1 protein-coding gene and 1 other annotated feature are annotated in these 1,318 nt (G+C 66.6%); the gene reads right to left on the bottom strand.

Annotation, left to right across the window (positions count from 1 at the left end):
* Positions 1 to 39: 39 nt before the first annotated feature.
* Positions 40 to 1,268, bottom strand: a protein-coding gene (locus COGEMETH_RS24765; protein WP_238185324.1) for an IS3 family transposase whose coding sequence is annotated in 2 segments (ribosomal slippage) — positions 40 to 980 and positions 980 to 1,268 — 1,230 coding nt in all. Because the reading frame shifts where the segments join, the coding sequence is not laid out codon by codon here.
* Positions 871 to 987, bottom strand: a sequence feature (AL1L pseudoknot). (Overlaps the previous gene by 117 nt.)
* Positions 1,269 to 1,318: the final 50 nt, after the last annotated feature.

Here is a 1,318-nt window from a genome sequence, read left to right as displayed (position 1 = left end):
TGAACCGCTCCGGGTTTCCCGGAGGCCATTTGGTTTGGGTCAGGCTGCCAAGGCTTGGACCTCGGCTTGGGCATAGTAGCGCGCTTCGGCCTCGGCGGGAGGGATATTCCCGATCGGTTCGAGCAGACGACGGGTGTTGAACCAGTCGACCCATTCGAGGGTTGCGAACTCGACGTCCTCGACCGACCGCCACGGGCCGCGTCGATGGATCACCTCGGCTTTGAACAGGCCGTTGATCGTCTCGGCCAGCGCGTTGTCGTAGCTATCGCCGACGCTGCCGACGGACGGCTCGACGCCGGCCTCGGCGAGGCGCTCGGTGTAGCGGATCGACAGGTATTGCGAGCCCCTGTCGCTGTGGTGCACGAGCCCACCACCCTGGTGAGGACGACGCTCGTGCAGGGCCTGCTCCAAGGCATCCAGCACGAAGGTGGCGTGAGCCGTCCGAGAGACCCGCCAGCCGACGATGCGGCGGGCGAAGACGTCGATCACGAAAGCCACATAGACGAAGCCGGACCAGGTCGCGACGTAGGTGAAGTCACTGACCCACAGAGCGTTGGGGCGCGGTGCCTTGAACTGTCGGTTGACCCGGTCGAGCGGGCACGAAGCTGCCGGATCGGGGATCGTCGTCCGGACCGGCTTGCCCCGCACGACACCCTTCAGTCCCATCGCCCGCATCAGCCGCGCCACGGTGCACCGGGCCACCACGATCCCTTCCCGGCCGAGCTGCCGCCAGACCTTGCGCACGCCGTAGACGTGGAAGTTCGCCTCGAACACACGCTGGATCTCGACCATCAGCGCCGCGTCGCTCCTGGCCCGTGCCGGCAGCTTGCCGGGATCGGCACGCCGCGCGGCATGGGCATGGTACGTCGACGGGGCGATCGACAGGACCCTGCAGATCGGCTCGACCCCGTTGACGGCCCGATGGTCGTCGATGAACGCGATCATGTCCGCGACCGGCGGTCGAGCTCCGCCATGGCAAAATACGCCGACGCCTTCCTCAGGATCTCGTTGGCTTGGCGCAGTTCACGGTTCTCGCGCTCCAACGCTTTGATCCGCTCGCGCTCGTCCGTGGTCGGGCCGCCTCGCATGCCCTGATCACGCTCGGACTGCCGGATCCAGTTCCGGAGCGTCTCCCCCGAACAGCCGATCTTGGCCGCGATCGAATTGATCGCCGCCCATTGCGAGGCATGCTCGCCTTGGTGGTCCAGGACCATCCGCACCGCGCGGGCACGGACCTCAGGGGAATAGGGTGGGGTTCGCTTCGTCATGGCTCCATCCTCTCAAGAGTTGGAGCCTCCGGGAAACCCGGAGCGGTTCA

The organism is Methylobacterium trifolii (genome assembly GCF_022179685.1).
GTDB classification, from domain to species: domain Bacteria; phylum Pseudomonadota; class Alphaproteobacteria; order Rhizobiales; family Beijerinckiaceae; genus Methylobacterium; species Methylobacterium trifolii.
Note: the sequence above shows the minus strand (reverse complement) of the source record. Positions and strands in the feature narration are given on the sequence as shown.